18 protein-coding genes and 1 tRNA gene are annotated in these 19633 nt (G+C 66.4%); 9 read left to right on the top strand and 10 right to left on the bottom strand.

The annotated features are described in order from the left end of the window. Positions 1 to 152 precede the first annotated feature (152 nt). Positions 153 to 560, top strand: a complete 408-nt coding sequence (locus ABNX08_RS15040; protein ID WP_041681105.1) for a heme-binding protein — start codon at positions 153 to 155, stop codon at positions 558 to 560. A 272-nt stretch (positions 561 to 832) separates the two neighbouring features. On the opposite strand, the gene ABNX08_RS15035 is transcribed toward ABNX08_RS15040, so the two are convergent. From ABNX08_RS15035 to ABNX08_RS15020, 4 genes are all read right to left on the bottom strand, one after another. Continuing rightward, complete coding sequence (locus ABNX08_RS15035; RefSeq protein ID WP_041681537.1) at positions 833 to 1165, bottom strand: hemin uptake protein HemP; 333 nt, start codon at positions 1163 to 1165, stop codon at positions 833 to 835. A gap of 253 nt (positions 1166 to 1418) precedes the next feature. Further along, positions 1419 to 1832 (bottom strand): biopolymer transporter ExbD, encoded by a 414-nt coding sequence (locus ABNX08_RS15030; protein ID WP_022535899.1) that lies wholly within the window; start codon positions 1830 to 1832, stop codon positions 1419 to 1421. A gap of 21 nt (positions 1833 to 1853) precedes the next feature. Further along, a complete protein-coding gene (locus ABNX08_RS15025; protein WP_022535898.1) occupies positions 1854 to 2582 on the bottom strand; it encodes a MotA/TolQ/ExbB proton channel family protein in 729 nt (242 codons plus the stop codon). A 78-nt stretch (positions 2583 to 2660) separates the two neighbouring features. Further along, complete coding sequence (locus ABNX08_RS15020) at positions 2661 to 3320, bottom strand: energy transducer TonB (RefSeq protein ID WP_022535897.1); 660 nt, start codon at positions 3318 to 3320, stop codon at positions 2661 to 2663. Positions 3321 to 3820: 500 nt separating this feature from the next. On the opposite strand from ABNX08_RS15020, the gene ABNX08_RS15015 reads away from it, so the two are divergent. After that, the gene (locus tag ABNX08_RS15015; protein WP_022535896.1) at positions 3821 to 6121 is read left to right on the top strand and encodes an AAA family ATPase; all 2301 of its coding nucleotides are present in this window, start codon (positions 3821 to 3823) and stop codon (positions 6119 to 6121) included. 24 nt (positions 6122 to 6145) lie between these two features. Here ABNX08_RS15015 and murI read toward each other — a convergent pair whose 3' ends face one another. The 4 genes from murI to ABNX08_RS14995 all read right to left on the bottom strand — a co-directional run bounded on the left by murI (position 6146) and on the right by ABNX08_RS14995 (position 10314). After that, the gene (gene murI, locus ABNX08_RS15010; protein WP_349604204.1) at positions 6146 to 6955 is read right to left on the bottom strand and encodes a glutamate racemase; all 810 of its coding nucleotides are present in this window, start codon (positions 6953 to 6955) and stop codon (positions 6146 to 6148) included. 95 nt (positions 6956 to 7050) lie between these two features. Further along, positions 7051 to 8574: a fumarate hydratase gene (locus tag ABNX08_RS15005; protein WP_022535894.1), complete on the bottom strand. Its 1524-nt coding sequence runs from the start codon at positions 8572 to 8574 to the stop codon at positions 7051 to 7053. A gap of 172 nt (positions 8575 to 8746) precedes the next feature. Beyond that, positions 8747 to 9298 (bottom strand): TIGR00645 family protein, encoded by a 552-nt coding sequence (locus ABNX08_RS15000; RefSeq protein ID WP_022535893.1) that lies wholly within the window; start codon positions 9296 to 9298, stop codon positions 8747 to 8749. 113 nt (positions 9299 to 9411) lie between these two features. After that, on the bottom strand, positions 9412 to 10314 hold the full coding sequence (locus tag ABNX08_RS14995) for a DMT family transporter (protein WP_041681103.1): 903 nt from the start codon (positions 10312 to 10314) through the stop codon (positions 9412 to 9414). Positions 10315 to 10695: 381 nt separating this feature from the next. Here ABNX08_RS14995 and acs point away from each other — a divergent pair, with 381 nt between their 5' ends. The 5 genes from acs (at position 10696) to ABNX08_RS14970 (ending at position 16362) form a co-directional block, all read left to right on the top strand. Further along, positions 10696 to 12678 (top strand): acetate--CoA ligase, encoded by a 1983-nt coding sequence (acs, locus tag ABNX08_RS14990; RefSeq protein ID WP_022535891.1) that lies wholly within the window; start codon positions 10696 to 10698, stop codon positions 12676 to 12678. Positions 12679 to 12777: 99 nt separating this feature from the next. Beyond that, positions 12778 to 14829, top strand: coding sequence for a sodium:solute symporter family protein (locus ABNX08_RS14985; protein WP_022535890.1), 2052 nt, complete (start codon positions 12778 to 12780; stop codon positions 14827 to 14829). A 73-nt stretch (positions 14830 to 14902) separates the two neighbouring features. Continuing rightward, positions 14903 to 14993: transfer RNA gene (locus tag ABNX08_RS14980), tRNA-Ser, on the top strand. A 191-nt stretch (positions 14994 to 15184) separates the two neighbouring features. Continuing rightward, positions 15185 to 16033: a D-amino acid aminotransferase gene (locus tag ABNX08_RS14975; RefSeq protein ID WP_022535889.1), complete on the top strand. Its 849-nt coding sequence runs from the start codon at positions 15185 to 15187 to the stop codon at positions 16031 to 16033. Between the two features lie 53 nt (positions 16034 to 16086). Beyond that, complete coding sequence (locus ABNX08_RS14970; RefSeq protein WP_022535888.1) at positions 16087 to 16362, top strand: hypothetical protein; 276 nt, start codon at positions 16087 to 16089, stop codon at positions 16360 to 16362. A gap of 74 nt (positions 16363 to 16436) precedes the next feature. Here the strand turns inward: ABNX08_RS14970 and ABNX08_RS14965 are convergent, their stop codons facing one another. Beyond that, positions 16437 to 17702 carry a diguanylate cyclase domain-containing protein gene (locus ABNX08_RS14965; RefSeq protein WP_022535887.1) on the bottom strand — a complete coding sequence of 422 codons (1266 nt, stop codon included), beginning with the start codon at positions 17700 to 17702 and terminating at the stop codon, positions 16437 to 16439. Beyond that, complete coding sequence (locus ABNX08_RS14960; RefSeq protein ID WP_022535886.1) at positions 17699 to 18298, bottom strand: YfiR family protein; 600 nt, start codon at positions 18296 to 18298, stop codon at positions 17699 to 17701. The genes ABNX08_RS14965 and ABNX08_RS14960 overlap by 4 nt, the downstream gene beginning before the upstream one ends. A 320-nt stretch (positions 18299 to 18618) precedes the next feature. Here ABNX08_RS14960 and ABNX08_RS14955 point away from each other — a divergent pair, with 320 nt between their 5' ends. Then, positions 18619 to 19080 carry a CopD family protein gene (locus ABNX08_RS14955; RefSeq protein WP_022535885.1) on the top strand — a complete coding sequence of 154 codons (462 nt, stop codon included), beginning with the start codon at positions 18619 to 18621 and terminating at the stop codon, positions 19078 to 19080. A 58-nt stretch (positions 19081 to 19138) separates the two neighbouring features. After that, positions 19139 to 19543, top strand: a complete 405-nt coding sequence (locus tag ABNX08_RS14950) for a lysozyme inhibitor LprI family protein (protein ID WP_022535884.1) — start codon at positions 19139 to 19141, stop codon at positions 19541 to 19543. Positions 19544 to 19633: the final 90 nt, after the last annotated feature.

The following is a 19633-nucleotide window of genomic DNA, read 5'->3' as shown; positions in this document are numbered from 1 at the left end:
GACCACCTGACCGGAATGGCCCGCCCCGCGCGGGCCATTCTGCTTTGTGCGGATAGCCCGGAAGCCTTGCCCCAAGCGGCGGCCGCCATGGCGATGGCGGGGGTGCGGCGCTATACTTGCGCATTCAACAAATGAATGACCAGGAGAGTGGCATGCAGCAAAAGACGGTTCTGACGGCAGACGACGTGAAGAAGATCATGGCCGCAGCGGAAACCGAGGCGAAGAACCATCACTGGGCCGTGTCCATCGTGGTGGTGGATGACGGCGGCCATCTGCTGGCCATGCAGCGCCTGGACGGCGCCGCACCGATTTCCGCCTACATTGCTGGAGAGAAGGCCCGTACCTCGGCACTGGGCCGTCGTGAGTCGAAGATCTACGAAGACATGATCAACAACGGCCGCTACTCGTTCATGACCGCGCCGGTGCTGCAAGGCATGCTGGAGGGCGGCGTGCCCATCGTCTGCAACGACCAGGTGGTCGGTGCCGTGGGCGTGTCGGGCGTGAAGTCGACCGAAGACGCGCAGATCGCGCGCGCCGGCATCGCCGCGCTGGGCCTGTAAGATCCGTGGCCGGCGACCACGCCGGCCCATGAAAATGCCCCGAAGGCATGGCCTGCGGGGCGCAATAAAAGAGGGCATGGCTGGATCCGGGCCGGCCTGGCGAGGGGTCTGAAATCCCGCCGGCGGTACGCCCACCTGGCTACTGCCCAACACCTCGTTCCGAGGTGGTCCCCACAAAAGTCTTTACTGCCACGTTCGTGGCGCCCGCGGCGAACGCGGGTCTCAAATCCTTCCCATCGGCTTCAGCGCAACGGAATCGCCGCCGGGGCGTGTTATTTCGTCAGGATCAGCTTGCCGTAGCGCGTGACGCGCAGCGTGTAGACCTCGCCGTTATGCAGGATCGGCAGTGTGCTCGCGCCGCGCATGATGGCGTCCAGCGCCACCGGCTCACCCGCGGGGGCGGATAACAGGCTGTCGCGTACCAGTGCCTCGATGCGGGCGGGCAGGGCGGCCACGGCCGACTTGACGGAGGCGATGGTCGACGGGGCTGCCTTCGCAACTGCCGTCTCACGGCGCGGCTGGGCGGCCACCTCGACGCGGCGCAGCGACAGCCGGCGGCGGGTGACTTCACGCGGTTGCGACAGCGGCAGGGAAAGTGTGCTCATCATCTGGCTCCGTTCTGCAATGAGGGTGCGCCGGTAGCGGCGCGTCGATGGAAATATATTAAATGAGAATTGTTATCATTACAATAGAGTTGGCTAAGATTCGGCAAACGACGATGCGACCCTGGCCGCGCTGTTGTGGCGGGGTAATCCGTCCCTGTTCGCGTCCCGGTTCGGGCAACGGAGCGGAGCCGTAAACGACAGAAGGGCATCCCGAGGGATGCCCTTCCTGGCCGGGATGCCTGGCGGCGCCCGCTTACTGCTTGGGTTCGGTGATAAAGCCGATCTTGCCCAGGCCGCCATGCTGCGCGGCGGCCATCACCTCGGCCACGCGCTCGTAGCGCACCTCGCGGTCCGCGCGCAGGTGCAGCTCAGGCTGAGGCTCCTGCTTGGCGGCCAGCGAGATATTGTTTTCCAGCGTGGCCTGGTCCACTTCCACCTGGTTCCAGAAGACCTTGCCGCTCGCGTCGATGATGACGTTGATGTTCTGCGGCTTGGGGTCGTTCGGGGTGTTGGTGGCGCGCGGCAGGTCGACCTTCACCGCGTGGTTGATCACGGGAATGGTGATGATGAAGATGATCAGCAGCACCAGCATGACGTCGACCAGCGGCGTCATGTTGATCTCGCTCATCACCTCGTCGTCGTCGCCGTCGAGAGTACCGAATGCCATGATGACTTCCTTACTTGCGGTTTAGCGCTGTGCCGCGGCCAGGCGCACGGTGCCGTCCTCGGTGCGGGCACCGGTCGGGCGCACACGGGCACCGGTCACGAAGTAGGCGTGCAGGTCGTGCGCAAAGCGGTTCAGCTTCGAGATCACCGACTTGTTGCCGCGGGTGAGTGCGTTATAGCCCAGCACGGCCGGGATTGCCACGGCCAGGCCGAAGGCGGTCATGATCAGCGCCTCGCCCACCGGGCCGGCCACCTTGTCGATGGTCGGTACGCCCGAGGCACCGATGCCGATCAGCGCGTGGTAGATGCCCCACACCGTGCCGAACAGGCCGACGAACGGCGCTGTCGAGCCCACCGAAGCCAGCACCGCCAGGCCCGACTGCATGCGCGCCACCGAGTCATCGATGGAGCTCTTGAGCGAGCGCGTCAGCCAGTCGGAGATATCCATCACGTCGTGCAGCTGGGGCTGGCTGGCGCGGTGGTGCTGGGTGGCTTCCCTGCCGGCCACGGCCAGCGTGCGGAACGGGTTGGCGTCGCTCGCGCCCAGGGTTTCGAGCGCGTGGTCGAAGTCATCAGAGTGCCAGAAGCGCTTTTCCGCGCCTTGCGCCATCTTCTTCAGGCGGAACAGATCCCACGCCTTGGTAAGGATCACGATCCAAGAGGCGAGCGACATGATCAGCAGAATGATGGCGGTCGCACGCATGACGAAGTCGCCTTGCGCCCAGAGGTGGGAGAGTCCGAGGTCCTGCATGTGTTGGTTCCTGGTGAGTTCGCTTGGGTTAGGTCAGATCAGAGATCAGAAATCGGATCGCGCGATCGGTTCAGTGATTTAGTTCAGTTCGAAGCCGATCGGCTGCTGTGCCGTGACCGCGACAGCACGGCCGTTGTCCATGTAAGGCTTGCAGCGCATCGCCTGCACCGCTTCCACTGCTGCCTGGTCCAGGCGCGACGAGCCGCTCGACGATACCACCGCGGTCTTGATGACCTTGCCGCTCTCGTCGGTGGTCAGCCGGATTACGGCCTTGCCGGTCTCGCCCATGCGGCGCGACTGGGAAGGATACTTCGGCTGCGGCGACGAGCACTGGATTTCGCCGATGCCGACCGCGCGCGGGGCGGTTGCCACCGGGGCCGGTGTGGGCTCAGGCGCCGGTGCCGGCGGAGCGGGAGGTGCCGGCGGGGCCTCGGGTGCGTTCGGCGTGGGCGGCAGGTTGGCCACCGCCTGCGGCGTCGGCCGGGGTTGCGGCGGCGTCGGCTTGGGCGTGGTGATCTTCACCTGCTTGGGCGGCGTTTCCTGCTTGGGTTTGGGCTTGGGCGGCTCAGGCGGGGCTTCCTGCTTGGGCTGTTCGAGCGGGATGATGCGCGCGATGATCTCGGGCGCGATCACGGCCTCGGTCAGCTTGCGCCCCAGGCCGCTCTGGATCAGGTAAAGCAGGCCGGCGTGGAACAGCAGAACGGCGAGCGTAATCTTGAAGAAGCGTTGATCGAACATGTGTCAACAACAAAAGTCTGCCGGCAGGCGCGAGGACGCCTGCAGCGGTGCACGCAGCGGCGCTGGCGCACCGTCACTTGCGATAAAACAGGATCAGCGAGATGCCGCAACCGACCAGCAGGCTGAGCAGCAATTCCATGATAAACGCTCCTTCAACAGGGTTGCCGTGGGAGCGCCACTCTGGGGCAGCGTGTCAGCGCGGTAGTATAAACGATAATGATTCTTATTTGTTGTGATTTGTGCGTCGCAACTGGAAATTTCTGCCACGACACGTTATACCCCCAAATCCAGGCAGCGTTTTGGAACGCTTAGCGCAATCTCGTGCGGGTTTGCGCGCCCGCAACCAACCGGATGCTTCGGTGGCCCAGGCCACAATCGCTGGCGCCTGATCTTTCCGTGCGTGCGCGGAGGGGGGCAAAGCGCGCTAGCATAGGAAGAAACTGCAGACGAGGCGGTGCGCCGGTCGCGCGCCCGCCACGGCGCGCTCGGGGAACCCGTCCATGGACTTCACACGTTCCGCTGAAGATGACCGCTCGACGATTCTGCGCTCCATGGCCGGGACGTCGTCCAGCTCCGCGCTGGACTGGATGTGCGCCCAGTTTGCCCTGCGCGTGGTGTGCGTGCTGGGCCCGCGCTTCAATTTGCGCAGCAATATCAACGATGTCCTGACCGTCAGCGCGCAGGAAATGGTGTGGCCGTACGGCGTGGTGCTGCGCGTGCAGCGCTTCCTGGCCGCGCGCTGCGCCGACATGCCTGCCTGGAAGGGCGCTTCGCGCCTGACCCCTGAAGAGTTCCTGGATCGCCACGGCCAGTGGAACAGCGCCTTCGATGAAAGCGCGCTGTTCTATTACCTGGACGAGTACGTCAAGCACCACGCGAAGGACATGTTCGCGGTGTTCGACGCCTCGGCCGCGGCCATCGCCCAGCGGCTGGAAGGCGAGCGCGTGCTGCTGGTGCGCAATATCGACATGCTCAGCCATGTGCTGGACCTGCCCGAGCACGAGCGCAAGCTGCTGCTGTACGCGGCGCTGGCCAAGTACAAGCGCGACCTGCGCGCGGTAATGGTCGACTGCAAGGTGGCGCACAGCCAGGAAGCGTTCCAGATCCTGGCTGGGCTGACCGGCGCCGGCGCGGCTGACGTGGCCGCCTCGCTGCGCCCGGGCTCGCGGCTGGAGACGCTGAACCTGATCGAACAGCCGCTCCCGGAAAACAGCGTGACCGACCTCGGCGACCTGATGCGGCTGTCCGACCGCCTGCTGCACGTGCTGCTGGGCAACTACGCCAACGAGGCCGAGATGATGGCGGTCTTCACCCGCCCGGCCGCTCCGCCCACGCTGACCACCGCCGACTATCCCCATGTCGAGACCGACGCGCGCTACCTGTGCGCGCTGCTGTCCAATGCCACGCGCCAGCACGCCAGCGGCGTCAACGTGCTGATCTACGGCCCGCCCGGCACCGGCAAGACCGAGTTCGCGCGGCTGCTGGCGCGTGAGGCAGGTTGCGAACTGTACGAGGTCGATTGCCTGGACCGCGACGGCAACAGCCTGTCGGGCAAGGACCGCTACCGCTCGCTGCAGGTGTCGCAGGCCTTCCTGCGCGGGCGTGCGCATACCGCGCTGTTGTTCGACGAGGTGGAAGACGTCTTTCCCGGCAGCGCGCGCGAGCTGATGAGCCTGTTCGGCCAGGAAGACACGCGCGCCTCGGTGAACGGCAAGGCCTGGGTCAACCAGACGCTTGAGCAGAACCCGGTGCCGGTGATCTGGATCTCCAACTCGATTCGCCAGATCGACCCGGCTTACCTGCGCCGCTTCCAGTTCCACCTGGAGTTGAAGATCCCGCCGCCGCTGGTGCGCGAGAACATCATCCGCAAGCACTTGGGCGGGCTGGACGTCAGCGATGCCTTCATCGCCGGGCTCGCCGCGCGCAAGACGCTGACGCCGGCACAGGTACAGTCCGCTGCGCGCTTCGTCGAGCTGGCGCGGCCCGATGTGGAAGAGCCGGTGGAAGCGCTGATCCTGCGCCAGCTCGAGCACGCCGACCGCGCCATGGGGCTGCGCCCGGAAGCCGAGGCCCGACCGGTGGTCACGCACTACCGGCTGGAGAACCTGCATCTCGAAACCCGCTACGAGGTGGTGAAGATCGTCGAAGCCCTGCGCGTGCGCCAGCGCGGCACGCTTTGCTTCTACGGCCCGCCCGGCACCGGCAAGACCGCGCTGGCCGAGCATATCGCCGCCGAGCTGGACCTGCCGCTGATGATCCGCCGCGCCTCGGACCTGATGAGCAAGTACGTCGGCGAGACCGAGCAGCAGATCGCCGCCATGTTTGCCCGCGCCGAGGAAGACGGTGCGGTGCTGCTGCTGGACGAGGCCGACAGCTTCATGCAGAGTCGCCAGCAGGCGGTGCGCAACTATGAGATCTCCGAGGTCAACGAGATGCTGCAGGGCATGGAACGCTTCAACGGCATCTTTGTCTGCACCACCAACCTGTTCGACCGCATCGACGAGGCCGCGCTGCGGCGCTTCTCGTTCAAGATCCGTTTCCTGTCGTTGAAGCCCGCGCAGCGGGCGACGATGTTCGTCGACGAGGCGCTCGATGGCGAAGAGTCTCGCCTGACCGACGCCATGCGCCGCGAACTCGATGCAATGGATTGCCTGACGCCGGGCGACTTCGCCACCGTCAAGCGCCAGTGCGTGCTGCTGGGTGAGGCGCTGACACCGGATGAATTCCTGGCGCAGCTGCGCCAGGAGCATGCAATCAAGCCCGAGGTGCGGGAGCACCGTCCGCTGGGCTTTCTGCAGTAGGGAGGGGACCGGCCGCAGTGTCGGCTACAGCGCGGGCGCCGGCTCAATCACCACTGTCTCGGCATCGGCCTGCACCTGCAGCAGCGTGGCTGCCATGGCACGCAGGTGCGCGGCGTCCTTGGTGGAGGCAAAGCGGTCGTGCGGCGTGGCATCGGGCGCGGCAGCCATGCCGTGCTCGGCCAGCTTGCGCGCGAGCTGGCGCGCAATCGCGCTACCGGTGTCCACCAGCGCCAGCTGGTCGCCCACCATCGCGCGGATGGTGCCGGAGAGGAAAGGGTAGTGGGTGCATCCCAGCACCAGCGTGTCGGCGCCGGCTTCGAGCATGGGCGTGAGGTAGGCATCGAGGCGCTCGCGTACGGCGGGGCCGTCGACATCGCCTTGCTCGATCAGCGACACCAGGCCAAGGCCGGCTTCGCAGATAAAGCGGCTTTCGCCATCCAGCGACGCCAGCAGCCGCGCGAATTTGGCACTCTTGAGCGTATTGGCGGTCGCCAGCACGCCCACCACCTTGCTGCGGCTGGCCGCGGCGGCCGGCTTCAGGCCCGGTTCCACACCGATGATCGGAAGCGGCAGTTGCTTGCGCAGCAGTTCCACGGCATGGCCGGTGGCCGTGTTGCAGGCGATCACCAGCGCCTTGCAGCCTTGGGCGATCAGCCATGCGCAGGCCTGCAGGGTGCGCGCTTCGACAAATTTCTCGGGCTTCTCGCCGTACGGCGCGTATTTCGAATCGGCCAGGTATAGCAGCGATTCATGCGGCAGCAGCGTGCGGATCTCGCGCAGCACGGACAGGCCGCCAAGGCCGGAATCGAAGACGCCGATGGGTGCGGGGTTCACGGGAGGGGAGGGCAACAGAAAATTGGGCAAAAAAAAGCCGGGTCGGAACCCGGCTTTTTTCGAGCGCGACGGCAGATTCTACCGCGTTGCCTTGCTTACAGCGCGGCGACCGGGATCTTGCCGATCTTGGCTTGCCATTCGGCCGGGCCGGTCTTGTGCACCGAGGTGCCTTCGCTGTCCACGGCGACCGTCACCGGCATGTCCTTGACGTCGAACTCGTAGATCGCTTCCATGCCGAGGTCTTCGAAGCCGACCACCTTGGCTTCCTTGATTGCCTTGGCCACCAGGTAGGCGGCGCCGCCCACGGCCATCAGGTAGGCCGACTTGTGCTTCTTGATGGCTTCGATCGCCACAGGGCCGCGCTCGGCCTTGCCGATCATCGAGATCAGGCCGGTTTCGGCCAGCATCATCTCGGTGAACTTGTCCATGCGCGTGGCGGTGGTGGGGCCGGCCGGGCCGACTGCCTCGTCGCGCACCGGATCGACCGGGCCGACGTAGTAGATCACGCGGTTCTTGAAGTCCACCGGGAGCTTCTCGCCCTTGGCCAGCATGTCGGCGATGCGCTTGTGCGCGGCGTCGCGGCCGGTCAGCATCTTGCCGTTGAGCAGCAGGGTCTGGCCCGGCTTCCACGAGGCGACTTCTTCCGGCGTCAGCGTGTTCAGGTCGACGCGCTTGGAGGTCTCGGTGTTCGGTTCCCACTCGACCTCCGGCCATTGCGACAGGTCAGGCGCTTCCAGCTTGGCCGGGCCGCTGCCGTCCAGCGTGAAGTGCACGTGGCGGGTGGCGGCGCAGTTGGGGATCATCGCGACCGGCTTGGATGCGGCGTGCGTCGGGCAGGCCATGATCTTGACGTCCAGCACGGTGGCCAGGCCGCCCAGGCCCTGCGCGCCGATGCCCAGCGCATTGACCTTCTCGTACAGCTCGACGCGCAGTTCCTCGACCCAGTCCTTCGGGCCGCGGGCGATGATGTCCTGGATGTCGATGGACTCCATCAGCGATTCCTTGGCCATCACCATGGCCTTCTCGGCCGTGCCGCCGATGCCGATGCCCAGCATGCCCGGCGGGCACCAGCCCGCGCCCATGGTCGGCACGGTCTTCAGCACCCAGTCGACGATCGAGTCGGACGGGTTCAGCATCACGAACTTGGACTTGTTCTCCGAGCCGCCGCCCTTGGCCGCGACCTGGATGTCGACGGTGTTGCCCGGCACGACCTCGTAGTGGATCACGGCCGGGGTGTTGTCCTTGGTGTTCTTGCGGGCGCCTTCGGGCGGGCTGACGATCGACGCGCGCAGCACGTTGTCCGGGTGCGTGTAGCCGCGGCGCACGCCTTCATTGATCATGTCCGTCAGGCCCATGGTGGCGCCATCCCAGCGCACGTCCATCCCCACCTTGACGAAGATCGTGACGATGCCGGTGTCCTGGCAGATCGGGCGCTTGCCCTCTGCGCACATGCGGCTGTTGGTCAGGATCTGTGCGATCGCGTCCTTGGCCGCCGGGCTCTGCTCCAGCTCATAGGCGCGGCCCAGGCTGGTGATGTAGTCCATCGGGTGGTAGTAGCTGATGTACTGCAGGGAGTCGGCGACGCTCTGGATGAGGTCTTCTTGCTTGATGACAGTCATTTTGTGGGGGGTGGGCAGCGGTGAAACACAGCGCGAAATCATACACTGAGCCGGGGCCTTCTGCCCGTCTGCATACATCGGTCTACACGCGTGGAGGTGGCGCCGGCGCCTCAAAACAAAAAACCGCGGCACATGGCCGCGGTCCGGTGTGAAGCCAACGCTCAGCGTCGTCTCAATGTGTCCCTGACTTCGCATGGGTGCCGGCCGGGTGTGACACCATCCGGTCCACCCAGGCCATGGCCACCGCAGAGGCGAGGAAGGCAATGTGGATCGCCACCTGCCACATGATGGTGTGGGTCGTGCGCTGCTCCGCATCGATAAAGGTCTTCAGCAGGTGGATCGACGAAATCCCGATCAGCGCCATCGACAGCTTGACCTTGAGCACGCCGGCGTTGACGTGGTCCAGCCACTCCGGCTCGTCCGGGTGGTTGTCGATGCCCAGGCGCGACACGAAGGTCTCGTAGCCGCCCACGATCACCATGATCAGCAGGTTGGAGATCATCACCACGTCGATCAGGCCCAGCACCACCAGCATGATCTTGTTCTCGTCGAATTCCGTCACATGCGCCAGCAGGTGCCAGACTTCGACCAGGAAATGGTAAACATAGACGCCCTGGGCCACGATCAGGCCCAGGTAAAGCGGCAACTGCAGCCAGCGCGACGCGAAGATGATGCTCGGGATCGGCCGCATGGTCTGCGGCCTGGTCATTGGATTGGAAGCCATGGGCGGGGCGGTGTCGGCGAGTTGAAAGTCGGCGTGGATTGTACCAAGCGCAGATGACCGGGCTGTGTTACCGACCGTAACCGAAGACCGTTACCATTTCTCGCCCGCGTGGCTCAGCCCGCCGCGCCCGGATCCGCGCCGGCCGCCTTGCCGCGCCACGCGCCGCGCGCGATCCGGCCCGGCCAGCTCGCCAGCACGATTCCGGCCAGCACGCACGCCAGCGCCACGCCGTGCGGCCAGCCCGGCTTCTCCCCCAGGAAGGCGATGCCGTAGGTGGCTGCCGCCACCGGCAGCACCGAGGTGAACACGCCCGCTACTTGCCCCGGCACATGCCGGATGCCCTTCATCCACAGCCAGAAGGAGAACACGCTGGCCGACAGCGCATACCAGAGCAGCATCAGCCAGGTCTGCGTAGGTACCGTCGAGGCATCGAAGGTCAGCAGCGGCGCCAGGCCCAGCGGCAGCATCAGCAGCCCGCCGATCAGGTGCGTATAGGCGCAGATCTCGATTGCTGCCAGCGTTTGCGTGAGCCGGCGCGACAGGATCACGTAGATCGATTCGCACGCCACCGCGCCCAGGATCATCAGGTTGCCCAGCCAGGCCTGGCTGCCGCTGCCGGTGCCATGCGAGTCGCCGCGGGCGATATTGAGCACGGCGATACCGGCCACCGCCAGCAGCACCGATGCCACCGTGCGCCGCGACAGCCGCTCGCGCAGCAGCAGCCAGGACAGGATCGCCACCGTGGCGGGGATGGTGCTGGTGATCACGCCTGCGGCCATGGCGCTGGTCAGCCGCACGCCGTTGAGCATCAGCAGCGTAAACAGGAAGGTGCCGAAGAACGCCTGCAGGAACAGGTTCAGCCATTCGCCGCGCGAGACGCGGCGCATGCGCGCCGGCCGGTACCACGGCGCCAGGCAGATGATGGCGATGACAAAGCGCAGCAGCGCGAACAACAGCACCGGCACATGCGCGATGATCGATTTGCCCAGTCCGACATTGCTGCCGACCAGCGCCATCGAGGCGATCAGGAAGAGGGCGTAGACGGGGGGGGGAGGCGGAGGTCTGGACGGGAGGGTTGGCGGACACAGGTTACTGCCTCGGTCGTCCGGCGTGCGGGCCGGCATATGGCACGGCGGGCTGGTGGGCCTGGGGAGCGCGGCAAGGGTCAGCGCCGCGTTCAGGTATAGGGGTCGCGGCATTATAGCTGTGCTAGCCTAATGGAGAAGGCCGCACTTTCGCCCCCGATGGCTGGACTGTTCCTGCTGCGCTGCAGCATGCGCACCGGGAACTGCCCCAACCGTGCCGTGGGCGCGCGCAGCCGCCGAGCGTCAGGTTTCAGTAAGGCGTCGGGCGTAACGTGGCAGCCAAAGCCAGTCCAAAGTCAGGAGACAAGACCTATGTCCGCTATCGAATCGGTGATGCACGAGCATCGCGTGTTCAACCCGCCCGAGGAATTCGCCAGGCAAGCCGCGATCCCCAGCATGGAGGCCTATCAGGCGCTGTGCGAAGAAGCCGAGCGCGACTATGAGGGCTTCTGGGCCCGCCACGCGCGTGAGTTGCTGCACTGGAACAAGCCCTTCACCAAGGTACTGGACGAGAGCAACGCGCCGTTCTACAAGTGGTTCGAAGACGGCGAGCTCAACGCGTCTTACAACTGCCTGGACCGCAATCTGCAGAACGGCAACGCCGACAAGGTCGCGATCGTGTTCGAGGCCGACGACGGCACCGTCAGCCGCGTCACCTACCGCGAGCTGCATGGCAAGGTCTGCCGCTTCGCCAATGGCCTGAAGTCGCTTGGCATCAAGAAGGGCGACCGGGTCGTGATCTACATGCCGATGTCGATCGAAGGCGTGGTGGCGATGCAGGCCTGCGCACGGCTAGGTGCCACGCATTCGGTGGTGTTCGGCGGCTTCTCGGCCAAGTCGCTGCAGGAGCGGCTAGTGGACGTCGGCGCGGTGGCGCTGATCACCGCCGACGAGCAGATGCGCGGCGGCAAGGCGCTGCCGCTGAAGGCGATCGCCGATGATGCGCTGGCACTGGGCGGCTGCGACGCCGTCAAGAACGTGATCGTCTACCGCCGCACCGGCGGCAACGTGGCCTGGACCGAAGGCCGCGACCGCTGGATGGAAGACGTCAGCGCGGACCAGCCGGACACCTGCGAAGCCGAGCCGGTGAGCGCCGAGCATCCGCTGTTCGTGCTCTACACCTCCGGCTCCACCGGCAAGCCCAAGGGCGTGCAGCACAGCACCGGCGGCTACCTGCTATGGGCGCTGATGACGATGAAGTGGACCTTCGACATCAAGCCCGACGACCTGTTCTGGTGTACCGCGGACATCGGCTGGGTCACCGGCCATACCTATATTGCCTATGGCCCGCTGGCCGCTGGCGCCACCCAGGTGGTGTTCGAAGGCGTGCCCACGTACCCCAACGCCGGCCGCTTCTGGGACATGATCGCGCGCCACAAGGTCAGCATCTTCTACACCGCGCCGACCGCGATCCGCTCGCTGATCAAGGCCGCCGAGGCCGACGAGAAGATCCACCCCAAGCAATACGACCTGTCCAGCCTGCGCCTGCTCGGCACCGTGGGCGAGCCGATCAACCCCGAAGCCTGGATGTGGTACTACAAGAACATCGGCAACGAGCGCTGCCCGATCGTCGACACCTTCTGGCAGACCGAGACCGGCGGCCACATGATCACGCCGCTGCCGGGCGCGACGCCGCTGGTGCCGGGCTCGTGCACGCTGCCGCTGCCGGGCATCATGGCCGCGATCGTCGACGAGACCGGCCATGACCTGCCCAACGGCAACGGCGGCATCCTGGTGGTCAAGCGCCCGTGGCCGGCAATGATCCGCACCATCTGGGGGGATCCGGAGCGCTTCAAGAAGAGCTATTTCCCCGAGGAGCTCGGCGGCAACCTCTACCTGGCCGGCGACGGCTCGATCCGCGACAAGGACACCGGCTACTTCACCATCATGGGCCGCATCGACGACGTGCTGAACGTGTCGGGGCACCGCATGGGCACGATGGAGATCGAGTCGGCGCTGGTGGCGAACTCGCTGGTGGCCGAAGCCGCGGTGGTGGGCCGCCCGGACGACATGACCGGCGAGGCGATCTGCGCCTTCGTCGTACTGAAGCGCGCGCGTCCCACTGGCGAAGAGGCCGTCAAGATCGCCACCGAGCTGCGCAACTGGGTCGGCAAGGAAATCGGCCCGATCGCCAAGCCCAAGGACATCCGCTTTGGCGACAACCTGCCCAAGACGCGCTCGGGCAAAATCATGCGGCGCCTGCTGCGGTCGCTGGCCAAGGGTGAGGAAATCACGCAGGACACCTCGACGCTGGAGAACCCGGCGATCCTGGAGCAGCTCAAGCAGGCGCAGTAATCCCGTAGCCGTGCATCTGCCGCCGAACCCGCCGCCGCGTTTCCGCGCGCCGGCGGGTTTGTTACGATAGCGCCCCACCGACCACGGACCGCCGCCCCCATGCCCGATGCCCAGTCGCGCTTTCGCCGCCGGCTGCTGCTGTACTACGGCCTGTTCACGCTAGGGCTGTTCGGTTTCGTCGCCATGATGGGGCTGCTGGAGCGCTCCAATGCCGATGCGCTGTGGCTCGGCTATGTCTTCCTGTTTGTCACCATCGCGATCTATGCCTGCATCGGGCTGATCTGCCGCACCTCGGACCTGAACGAGTACTACGTCGCCTCGCGGCGCGTGCCGGCCTTGTTCAACGGCATGGCGATCGCGGCCGACTGGATGAGCGCCGCGTCCTTTATCGGCCTGGCCGGCATCCTGTTCTCGTCCGGCTATGAAGGCCTGGCCTATGTGATGGGCTGGACCGGCGGCTACTGCCTGGTGGCCTTTCTGCTGGCGCCATACCTGCGCAAGTACGGCGGCTATACCATCCCCGATTTCCTTGCCGCGCGCTACGGCAACGGCAAGCCCGGCGGCAACCTGCCGGTGCGCGCCATCGCCGTGCTGGCGGCCTCGCTGTGTTCGTTCGTCTACCTGGTGGCGCAGATCCAGGGCGTGGGCCTGGTGGTGACGCGCTTTATCGGCGTGGAGTTTGCCGTCGGCATCTTCTTCGGGCTGGCGGGCATCCTGGTCTGCTCGTTCCTCGGCGGCATGCGCGCGGTCACGTGGACCCAGGTGGCGCAGTACATCATGATGATCGCCGCCTTCCTGGTTACGGTGTCGATGATCGCGTGGAAGCACCACCAGGAACCGCTGCCGCAACTGAGCTACGGCACGCTGCTGGCGCAGCTCGACGCGCGCGAGCAGCAACTCGAACGCGAGCCCGCCGAGCAGGCCGTGCGCGAATACTACAAGCAGCAGGCCATCCTGCTGCAGGAACGCATCGCCCGGCTGCCGGATTCCTTCATGCAGGAACGCGACGCGCTAGACGCGCGCCTGCAGGACCTGCGTGCGCGCAACGCCCCGCTGCGCGAGCTCAAGGCACTGGAGCGCGAGCGGCTGGAGTTCCCGCGCGATGCGGGCACCGCGCAGCAGCAATGGAATCAGCAGCGCGAAGATGCGCTCGCGCGCAGCCGCCATTCGCTGTCCTCCACCGAGCCTTATCCCGCGGAGTCGGAGCAGGAGCGCAAGACCAAGCGGCTCAATTTCGTGCTGCTGGTGTTCTGCCTGATGGTCGGTACCGCCAGCCTGCCGCATATCCTGACGCGGCTCTACACCACGCCGTCGGTCAAGGAAACGCGCAATTCCGTAGCCTGGGCGGTGTTCTGCATCGCCTTGCTCTATGTGTCCGCGCCCACGCTGGCGGCGCTGGTCAAGTACGAGTTCTTTACGCACCTGGTCGGCACCTCATATGCCGAGCTGCCGCAGTGGGTGGTGCAATGGCGCAAGGTCGACCCGCCGGTATTCGGCATCCGCGACGTCAACGGCGACGGCATCGTGCAGTGGGCCGAAATCCTGCTGCAGCCCGACATGATCGTGCTCGCCGCCCCGGAAATCGCCGGGCTGCCGTACGTGATCTCCGGCCTGATCGCGGCCGGGGCGCTGGCGGCGGCGCTGTCCACTGCCGACGGGCTGCTGCTGACGATCGCCAATGCGCTGTCGCACGATGTCTTCTATCACATGGTCGACAGGCAGGCGAGCCATCAGCGGCGGGTGACGACCGCCAAGATCGTGCTGCTTGGCGTAGCGCTGTTTGCCTCTTACGTCACCTCGCTGCGGCCGGGCAATATCCTGTTCCTGGTGGGCGCAGCCTTCTCGCTGGCCGCATCCAGCTTCTTCCCGGTGCTGGTGCTCGGCATCTTCTGGCGCCGCACCACCGCCGCCGGCGCCGTGGCCGGCATGGCCGCAGGGCTGGCCGTGGCGGTGTACTACATCTTCGTCAACTATCCGTTCTTCACGAAGATGACCGGCATTTTCGGCAACCGCTGGTTCGGCGTCGACCCGATCGCGTCCGGCGCCTTTGGCGTGCCCGCGGGGTTTGCCGTGGCCATCATTGTCAGCCTGCTGACGCCGCGCAATGCGCCGGTGATCGACCGGCTGGTGACCTACCTGCGCAAGGGGTAGGGCAGGGTAAGGCGAAGTATCGCGACGAAGCACTGGATTCGTCGGACAACTCTGCTATAATCGCGGACTTCCCGGAGAGATGGATGAGTGGTTTAAGTCGCACGCCTGGAAAGCGTGTATGGGTTAATAGCCCATCGGGGGTTCGAATCCCCCTCTCTCCGCCAGAATTCAGACAAAACCCGCACGGCGCAAGCCCTGCGGGTTTTTGCTTTACGGGTTTTGGTTCTGGTGTGCCATGGAGTCGCGATTCGCGCGCCGCGGACCACGGCGCCGTCATGCGAATCTTGCATAAGCCTCCCGAGAGCGGTGTGGAACAATCAATGCATTCCCTCCATTTCTTCCGTTCAAGCCCACCATGACCGACCCCGTCGTCCACCTCAACGGCACCCTGACCCCACTCTCCGAAGCCCGCATCCCCGTCCTCGACCGCGGCTTCATCTTCGGCGACGGTATCTACGAAGTCATCCCGTATTACGGCGGCAAGCCGTTCCGCGGCGCGCAGCATCTGGCGCGGCTGCATCGCAGTCTGGAGGCCATCGGGATTCCCGATCCGCACAGTGCGGGTCAGTGGATGGAACTGATCGGCGAGGTGGTGGAGGCCAACGGCATGTCAGACCAGATGGTCTACATCCAGGTGACGCGCGGCGTGGCCAAGCGTGCCCATGCCTTCCCGAAGGAAGTGGTGCCGACGGTGCTGATCATGACCAACCCCATGGCACTGCCATCGGCGCAGATGCGCGAGCAGGGCGTGGCGTGCGTGACGATGGAGGACCGGCGCTGGCTGAACTGCCAGATCAAGTCGACCTCGCTGCTGGGCAACGTGCTGGCCGCGCAGCATGCGGCGGAGCATGGCGCGACCGAGGCGATCCAGTTCCGGGATGGCTGGCTGACGGAGGCGTCGTCGTCCAACGTCTGGGTGGTGCGCGATGGCCGCGTGCTGGCGCCGCCCAAGGACAACCTGATCCTCGAAGGCATCCGCTACGGCTTTATGGAGGAGATCTGCGCGGCGTTGGAGATTCCAATGGAGGCGCGCCGGATTGCAAAGGAAGCGGTGTTTGCCGCCGACGAGGTGCTGCTGTCGTCAGCCAGCAAGGAGCTGCTGCCGGTGGTGACGATCGACGGCCGCACCGTTGGCAAGGGTGTGCCGGGGCCGGTTTTCCAGCGCCTCTACGCTGCCTACCAGGCGGCCAAGACGGCCCTTTGAGCTTACCCGTACCCCCGTGCTAGGATGGCCCCGGATCCATCGTGGAGTCAGTCATGGCCAAGCGCGAGCGCGGCCGGCATGCCCTGCAGGATGAGGTGAGCCGGCGCATCCAGGAAATCTATGAAATCGGTGAGGACGGGGCCAAAGTGCGGGTACCGGCCCCGGTGCCGCATCCCCGAGATGCCCGCGGCCGCAACTGGAATATGACAGGCTTCGGCAACGCTACTGGCTATGAGGCCAGCATCCGCGCGGTGGTGGACAAGGTGCGCGACGAGTTCGACCTGAACGAAGCGCTGGAGAACCGCGCGCCCAATCCGTTCGGGGACTGAAGACGGCCTTGCCGTCCAGAATTTCCAGCGCGGCATCAAACAGCGCAGGGCAGAAGGTTCGGTCATGAGGATTCTCACAGCGTGACGTCCAGGCGCGGTTCGGCGCTTTGCCAGATGCCGCCGGAGCGCCGCTTGGCGCCGTACATGGCGGCGTCGGCAGCGTGCAGCAACGCCTGGCTGCCTTGCGCGTGGACGGGGAAGACGGCCAGGCCGATGCTCAGCGACGCTCGCACCGTGCTGCCGTCGGGCAGGGCGATCGGGGCGGCCATGGCCTGCAGGATATGTTCGGCGATATGGATGGCGTCGCGGGGCGCGCGCAGCGCGGCGGCCAGCACCGCGAATTCGTCGCCGCCGATGCGTGCCACGGTGTCACCGGCGCGCAGGCTGGCGCGGATGCGCTGGGCCACGGCCACCAGCACCGCGTCGCCGGCGGCATGGCCGTGGTGGTCGTTGATGCGCTTGAAATCGTCGCTGTCCAGGTACAGCACCGCCGCGTACTCGTCGTTGGCGGCGGCATGGCGCACGGCGCGCTCGAGCGCCTCGACGAAGGCCGCGCGGTTGAGCAAGCCGGTCAGCGCATCGTGGTTGGCACGGTGGGCGAGCGAGCGGTTCTCGTGCTGCAGCTGGTTCTGCCAGGTCTGTAGTTCGTCCAGCAGGCCGTTGAAGTCTTCGCTGAGCGCGTTGAGTTCTTCGATGCTGGCGGGTGGCGTGCGCTGTGCGAAATCGCGCTCGGAGCGCACCGCGTGTGCCACTCGCATCAGGTTGCGCAGTGGTTCGACGATCTGCACCAGCAGCCGGCTGGCCAGGTAGTGCGCGCCGACCGCGGTCAGCAGCAGGCAGCCCAGCAGGCCCAGAGCGCCCTGCAGCAGGAAGTGCAGCAGGTTGCGCGGGTCGCCGCTGACGCGCAGCACGCCGACCTGCTGTGCCTGGTGCAGGATCGGCTGGTCGACGGCGCCCATGCTCAGCCACTCGCCCAGCGCGTGGGGCAGGCCAGTCAGCTGCGGCTGGCCGGGGCGCCGCCACTCGGCCAGCACGCGGTTGTCGCGGTCGTAGACGGTGGCGCGCGCGATGTCCTCGGACGCGGCGATCACCGCCAGCGTTTCGCCAGTGGCCGCCTGGTCGTGGAAGACCACCGGCGCCTCCAGCGTATAGGCGATGGAGCGGGCCACAAGCCGCACGTTGTGGTCGGCATAGACGCGCAGCGCGGTCATGCCGAGCGCGGTCAGGGACACGCCCGCGGTGAATACGGCAATCAGCGCCACGCCCAGGTGGATGCGGCGCAGCACGCTGTAGAGTGTGGGGCGGACCGGAGTGCCCGGCGCCGGCTTGCGCGCCCTCATGACGGCGCTCCCTTGCGGCGTCCCAGTTGCAGCACGCCGGGGTGTACGTGCACGCCGCTGCGGGCCAGCGTGTCGAGGTTGACGCGGAACAAGACCTGGTTGTCGCGGATGTTCAGGCAGAACATGCTGCCCACCTCGCACTCGAAGTCTTCCTCGGTGACCACCAGTACCGGACGGCCGGTCAGTTCGGCCGACAGGCGCTTGCGTCGGGCGTCGTTCATCGCGCCGACATAGAGAGCATCGCAGGCCGGGTGCAGCATGTCGGCCAGCACGTCGACCTGGCGCGTCTGCACCGGCCGCCCGCTGGCGAGCGTGCCGCCCTCCATCAGCCGCGCGGAATAGCGGCTGGCGTTGTCCACGCACAGGCGCACCGTGTCGCGCTCCACGGGCCAGCGCGCGTAGCCGAGCAGGCTGAAGACCACGCGCGCGACCAGGTCGGTGCGCTGCGGCGCGGGCTGCGCGGTCACCGCCGGCGGCAGCATCGCGGGCAGCACGGCCAGCGTCGCGGCGAGCAGGGCCGGCAGGCAACGGCGCAGCAGCGGGCGTGGATGCGTGAGATCGGCACGGGAAAGGGCGCTGGCTGGGGCAGGAGCCATGGTCAGGGATGGGTTTGCGGTGCGGCTGAGGCGTGCTGGCTGGCCACGGCCGCGGGTATTGTTCGGGCGCGTGTTTCGGGCGATCAGGCGTTCAAGAATGACGCGCGCGGGGCCAAAAAACGGGCTTCGGAAGCAGCGTTTTCGTGTAGCCCGCAAGCGGCGCTGGATGTTACGGAACGTTTATCGGTTCCCGGAGGTTTTCCTGAAGTGTGGCGGCGCGACTTGCAGGTCTTCGCCGTGGCGGACACAACACATAGAATGTGGCTTCGCCCCTTCGTCCCCTTCCACCCCCCAAGCGCGCCTCGCCGCCGCATGCCGCCATGATCGCCGACCCCTTGCTCCGCTTCCTGCACGTTGCCAGCGTCACCATCTGGGTGGGCGGCATGTTCTTCGCCTACCTGTGCCTGCGGCCGGTGGCCGGCAGCGTGCTGGAGCCGCCGGCGCGGCTGCGGCTGTGGCGCGGCGTGTTCGGCCGCTTCTTCCCCTGGGTCTGGGCCGCGGTGATCGTCATCGTGCTGAGTGGCGTGGCGATGATGGTCGCCGTGGGCATGGCCGGTGCCCCACGCAACTGGCATCTGATGGCGGGCATCGGCATCGTCATGGCGGTGGTTTTCTGCTATGTCTGGTTTGGTCCGTACCGCGTGCTGAGCCGGGCCGTGGATGCGCAGGACTGGCCGGCCGCCGGTGCCGCCCTGAACCGGATCCGGCAGGCTGTGGGGACCAACCTGGTACTCGGGCTGGTCAATATCGCGGTAGCCACGCTGGGACGCTGGCTGGCCTGAGCGGTACCGGACGCCTCCGCCACGTTGCGTCACGCCACCAAGGAAAGGGAGAACCCATATGCGCGCCATCGCCTGCCTTGCCATCTTCACCCTCACTGCGGCGTCCACGCCAGCCAGCGCCACGGAAAGCAATGGCCTGAGCGCGGAATACGAGCGCTGCATGGCCAAGGCCGGGTCGACGGCCGACATGCTCGGCTGTACCTCGGCCGAACTGCGGCAACAGGACATTGCGCTGAATACCGCCTACCAGGGCTTGCTACGCCGGCTGGTGGCGCCGCGCACGGGTTTGCTGCGGGTGGCGCAGCGCGAGTGGCTGCAGTTCCGCGATGCCAATTGCGCCTATGTGGCGGATCCGGCCGGCGGCACGGCGGCGCGGGTGGCGGGCGCGTCTTGCATGGCCCGGATGACGGCGGCGCGGGCGCGCGAATTGCGTGCCTACGGCAACGAGGCCGGTGCCCGGTAAGTGCGCGGGCCATGTGCTAGAGTTCCCAGCACAGCTGTGCTGCGGCATGTCTCAGGCTCGTCCCAAGCTGGTCCTCAAGCAAGGAGATGG

It is taken from the genome of Cupriavidus sp. DF5525 (genome assembly GCF_040149425.2).
In the GTDB taxonomy this organism is placed as follows: Bacteria; Pseudomonadota; Gammaproteobacteria; order Burkholderiales; family Burkholderiaceae; genus Cupriavidus; species Cupriavidus pickettii_A.
The sequence above is the reverse complement of the archived record's forward strand: the minus strand, read 5'-3'. Positions and strand labels throughout refer to the sequence as shown.